A 5005-nucleotide genomic window follows, 5' to 3' on the forward strand; every position below is an offset into this window, starting at 1 on the left:
AAAGGCGAGCAGCCTGCTGTGACCCGTGACGAAAAGCGGCGGAAGACGGCCTGAGGAGACTACTTCCAGCAGGAGCACATCAGCCATGACGGAACTTGTTGTTTCAGGCCATGCAATCATCTGAAGAAGGAGGGAAGCATGGCCTTAGAAGTTCTGAGCTTTGTCAAAGCGGCCTGGCTCAAGCCGCTGTGGAAGCAGCTTGCCCAGCTCACCGGCGAGCGGAAGCAGGAGCTTGGCCGTCTGCGGGACGAGTTCGTTGATCCTGAAACCCTGCGCGGCCTCTACATCGAGCCGTTCCTGCAAGACCGCAACCCGGCGGATGTGCAGCAAGACGATCTGCTCTCTGCGGCCCGGCAGCCTGCCTTTGAGCGGATCAACGAGTTCTTTCAGGGCGGTCTGCCCTTGGAAAAGGATGGCCGCCACCAGATGTTCATCCTCTCTGATGCCGGGATGGGCAAGACCTCGCTGCTGCTCATGATCAAGCTCATGCACCTGACCAGCTTCTGGCCCAAAGGGCATAGCTGCGCCCTGTTCAAGCTGGGCAATGACACCTTGGAGCGGGTGCAGGCTCTGCCGAACAAGGGCGAGACCGTCCTGCTGCTCGATGCCTTGGATGAAGACCCGAAGGCGTGGAAGCGCATCCGCGACCGCCTGCTGGAGCTGCTGCAAGCCAGCGAGGATTTCCGCCGGGTGCTCATCTCCAGCCGCACCCAGTTCTTCCCGGAGATGGAGCCAGACCGCTTTGGCCGCCCGGAAATCAGAGTGCTGTCCGGCTATCACTGCCCGGTGCTGTATCTTTCCCCTTTCACGGATGCCCAAGTGCAGGACTTCATTGAGCGCAAGCTGCCTCTGCGCTGGCATCATCGTCTGCTGCTCCAAGCAGGGCGGATCAGGAAGGAGCGGGCCAAGGCAAACTGTCTGCTCAAGCACATGCAGGATTTGCGGATGCGGCCCATGCTCCTCCAGCATATTGACAAGCTGCTGGCCAAGGACTGCCGCCAGGACTGGAACGCCTACACGGTGTACGAAGCCCTGCTGGAGGAATGGCTTGACCGGGAGGTGCGCAAGCTGCTGGAACAGCATCAAGGGAAGCAGGTGCCTGAACGCAAGGAACTCTTTCTGGCCTGTCTGCGGATTGCGGAGCGGATGCAGCGGCAGGAAACGCGGGTCATCTCGGAGGAGGAACTGAAGCAGCTCATCCGTGCGGACGCGAACATTCGTTGGCTGGAGCACTTCGAGCTGGGCGGACGATCTTTGCTCAACCGTAATTCTGATAGGGCCTTCCGTTTCAGTCATTATACGGTGCAGGAGTTCCTCTTGGCTTGGGGCATAGTGCATAAGCAGCTCGCTGAACAAACACCGCTGCGGGCCACGGATCAGCTCGTGCGCTTTATTGATCTTGCTGCCGGGATAATGAGCCACGCTGATCAGCTTGACTTGCGGTACATCTCACCTTTCCCTTTAAGACATCAGGTCAGAGGCAATGCAGGGCCAGAGATGCTTCTATTACCCGGTGGTCGTTTCCGCATGGGAGATATTCAGGGAAAAGGGACAAAATTTGAACGACCGGTGCATGAGGTGGAGCTGGACAGCTTTGCCATTGGCCGCTATCCAGTGACCTTTGCCGAGTATGATCTATTCTGTGAGGCGACAGGCCGGGAAAAGCCAGAAGACAAGGGTTGGGGCCGAGGCCAGCGGCCAGTGATCAATGTGAACTGGCATGATGCAGCTGCCTATTGCCAGTGGTTGAGCCAAGAAACCGGGCAGCCGTATCGCCTGCCCACCGAGGCTAAGTGGGAATATGCCTGCCGGGCAGGAACTGAGTCAGCTTGGTGTTTCGGGGATGATGAGGCGCAGCTTGAGGACTATGCTTGGTACAAGAAGAACTCTGGCTGCAAAACCCATCCGGTGGGCGAAAAGAACGCTAATGCTTGGGGCTTGCATGACATGCACGGCAATGTCAGGGAGTGGTGCGCGGACTGGCACGATGCTGATTATTACGCTGTCAGTCCTAAGGACAATCCGACAGGCCCTGACAGTGGATCGGGCCGCGTGATTCGCGGCGGTAGCTGGGGCTACTCGCCCGATGTCGCGTGCGCAGCGAACCGCGATGGGTTTGCGCCAGACTACCGCTTCCTCGACTTGGGCTTCCGCGTTGCCCTTTCCTTGCAGCCAGCTCAACGCTGAAGCGCGGCCTGCAAGCACACTTTTGGATCAGGTGGCTGAGTCCGTCATTTCGAGCGCAGCGAGAAATCCCAGCGAGATTCCCACGCGGGCGAGACTTCTCGCTGGCCCTCGGAATGCCATAGGTTGGAATCAATGGTTGATGCTTCAGATAGAGGAGCTGTCTTGCCTTGAACAGCTGCGCAACATGAAGGAGCAGAAGCAGCCTGTGGATGAGCGCGATGAATCCTCAACAAACAACGGATAAATCATGCTGGAAGTGAACGTGAAAAAGGCCAGAGCAACATTAGGCCATCTGCTCCGGTAGGTTGAGCGTGGCCAAGACATCCTGCTGACGAAACACGGCAAGGAGGTTGCCTGCCTTGTGCCGCCGCAAAAAGCGGGCCGCCTGCCGAGTTTGAAGGAATTTCGCCAGACAATCGCCGCCCCAAAGCAGGGACTCAGTGCCGCTGTCCTTGCCGGACGGGATGAGGAGCGGCATTGAATGTTCTACATAGACACAAGCGTCTTGGCTGCGTATTATTGCCCGGAGCCTCTCAGCGATGCAGCGGAAGAGATCATTTTATCTGTGGAGCGACCAGCGGTCAGTCTTCTTACTCGGCTTGAACTGATCTCGGCTGTGTCCAGAAAAATTCGGGAGGGCATGGCGCGGGAAGAGGGCAAGAAGATCATCCGCCAGTTTGAGCAGCATCTCTTCAAGGAAAACCTGTATCGAATTCTGGAAATTGAGGAGCATCACTATACAATGGCTGCTGGATGGATTGCACAATTCAGTACGCCGCTGCGTACCCTTGACGGACTTCATCTGGCGGCAAGCTGCACGGCCCATTTGACCTTGCTCACCGCTGATATCCAGCTTGCCCAAGCAGCGCAGTTCTTTGGCGTTGATGTGCTGCGGATTGCCGCTGATCAGCAGGAGCGTTAGACCTGCTGCCAGGTTGTCTTTCTTCTGCGCGAGCAGCATTGCCTTGAGCAGCTGCGCCAGATGAAGGAGCAGAAGCCGCCTGTGGATGTTCGCCAGGAGGTTTTGGACGTGCAAAAGCTGTCTGCGGACGAACAAAACCTCCTGGCAAACATCCAGTAGGAGCTTTTGCATGTCTGAAAGCTCCTACTGGATGTTTGCCAGAAGCTTTTCAACGAGCAAATGCTGCTGGCAGACGTTTGCAGGCAGGATTTAAACCTGTAAAACCTGCTTTTGGACGTTGCCAAACAGCATTCACACGTCTGTTTGGAGCTTTTTAACGAGCAAATGCTGCTGGCAGACGTTTACAGGCAGGATTTAAACCTGTAAAACCTGCTTTTGGACGTTGCCAAGCAGCATTCACACGTCTGTTGGGAGCTTTTCAACGAGCAAATGCTGCCGACAAACCTTTGCAGGCAGCATTTAAAAACCCATGAGAGCTGCTGTGAGACGTTGCGCAGCAGGATGCGCTCGTTTGAGATAAACTTTTCAAGGAATGAATATTCCTGACAACCTATGCAGGCGGGTTTTCCTTTTTCCGCTGTTCTGCGCGGAGCCAGTGCGTGAGAAGGCCGCTCCTAACTGATTTTTCTGAAAGAGATATGTCTGAATTCAATCTGGTTCGTTATCCGGTCATGCCGCTTCGGGACATGGTTCTTTTTCCCGGCATGATCGCGCCCTTGGTTGTTGGCCGCAAAAATTCCGTCCGGGCCTTGGAGCACGCGATGGAGCAGCACTCGCTGATTTTTCTCGTCGCGCAGAAGGAAGCTGGCGTGGACGATCCGCAGGCTGCCGACCTCCACCGCTGCGGGGTGCTGGCCACGGTCATTCAGCTGCTCCGCCTGCCTGACGGCACCATCAAGGCGTTGGTGGAAGGCAAACGCCGGGCAGAGGTTGCGGCCTACATCGAGTGCAGCGACTTTCTCCGCGCTGATCTGTCGGAACAGCCTGACACAGAGGCCGAGCATCCCGACCTGCCCGCCTACAGCCGCGAGCTGCGCCGCGCCTTTGCCGATTACATCAAGATCAGCCGCCAGAAGATTCCGTCTGAGATTACTAAGGTTGCGGCGGTGATGGAAAACCCGGCCCGGCTGGCAGACCTGCTCTGCGCTCATGTCCAGCTGCCGTCCGGGGTGAAGCAGGAACTGCTGGAGACCATCGCCCTGCCGGACCGCCTCCGCCGCCTGATTGAGCTGCTGTATCGGGAAATTGAGCTGGACGAGCTGGAGAAATCCATTGAGACCAAGGTGCGCAAGCGGCTGGCCGACAATCAGCGCAACTACTATCTCGGCGAGAAGGTCAAGGAAATCCAGCAGGAGATGGGCCATGTCCCGGATGACCACAGCGAATTGCAGGCGGCCTTGGAGAAAAAAAACATGCCGGAGGCGGCGCGGGAAAAGGCTCTGAAAGAACTGGCCAAGCTCAAGGCCATGCCGCCGATGTCCGCTGAAAGCACGGTGGTGCGCAATTATCTGGATGTCCTCATCAGCCTGCCGTGGACAGAGAAGAGCGAGACCAAGATTGACATTGAGGAAGCCGAGCAGATTCTCGATCAAGATCACCACGGCCTGAAAAAGACCAAAGAGCGCATCCTTGAATATCTGGCCGTGCAGGCACAGGTGGAGAAAATCCGGGGGCCGATCATCTGTCTTGTCGGGCCTCCAGGCGTGGGCAAGACCTCCATCTGCAAGTCCATCGCCAAAGCCATGAACCGGAAATTCGTCCGCATCTCGCTTGGCGGGATGCGCGACGAGGCGGAGATTCGCGGACACCGCCGAACCTACATCGGGGCCATGCCAGGCAAAATCATTCACGCCATGCAGCGGGCCGAGGTGATCAACCCGGTCTTCTGTTTGGATG

At 57.0% G+C, this 5005-nt stretch carries 4 protein-coding genes; 3 read left to right on the plus strand and 1 reads right to left on the minus strand.

What is annotated here, in order from left to right; all coding sequences use genetic code 11:
- Positions 1-138 precede the first annotated feature (138 nt).
- The gene (locus tag ACNKID_RS10305; protein WP_417913346.1) at positions 139-2187 is read left to right on the plus strand and encodes an SUMF1/EgtB/PvdO family nonheme iron enzyme; all 2049 of its coding nucleotides are present in this window, start codon (positions 139-141) and stop codon (positions 2185-2187) included.
- Positions 2188-2470: 283 nt separating this feature from the next.
- Here ACNKID_RS10305 and ACNKID_RS10310 read toward each other — a convergent pair whose 3' ends face one another.
- Complete coding sequence (locus ACNKID_RS10310; RefSeq protein WP_417913347.1) at positions 2471-2665, minus strand: hypothetical protein; 195 nt, start codon at positions 2663-2665, stop codon at positions 2471-2473.
- A gap of 3 nt (positions 2666-2668) precedes the next feature.
- On the opposite strand from ACNKID_RS10310, the gene ACNKID_RS10315 reads away from it, so the two are divergent.
- On the plus strand, positions 2669-3109 hold the full coding sequence (locus ACNKID_RS10315; protein ID WP_417913348.1) for a type II toxin-antitoxin system VapC family toxin: 441 nt from the start codon (positions 2669-2671) through the stop codon (positions 3107-3109).
- A 638-nt stretch (positions 3110-3747) separates the two neighbouring features.
- A partial coding sequence (locus ACNKID_RS10320) for an LON peptidase substrate-binding domain-containing protein (protein ID WP_417913349.1) occupies positions 3748-5005 on the plus strand: 1258 nt, incomplete at its 3' end.

The organism is Candidatus Electronema sp. TJ, assembly GCF_048287355.1.
GTDB lineage: Bacteria > Desulfobacterota > Desulfobulbia > Desulfobulbales > Desulfobulbaceae > Electronema.

Bases quoted from the DNA above. Each gene is read 5' to 3' on its own strand.
- ACNKID_RS10315 (WP_417913348.1), top strand. From the start codon at position 2,669: ATGTTCTACATAGACACAAGCGTCTTGGCTGCGTATTATTGCCCGGAG.
- ACNKID_RS10305 (WP_417913346.1), top strand. From the start codon at position 139: ATGGCCTTAGAAGTTCTGAGCTTTGTCAAAGCGGCCTGGCTCAAGCCG.
- ACNKID_RS10310 (WP_417913347.1), bottom strand. From the start codon at position 2,665: ATGCCGCTCCTCATCCCGTCCGGCAAGGACAGCGGCACTGAGTCCCTG.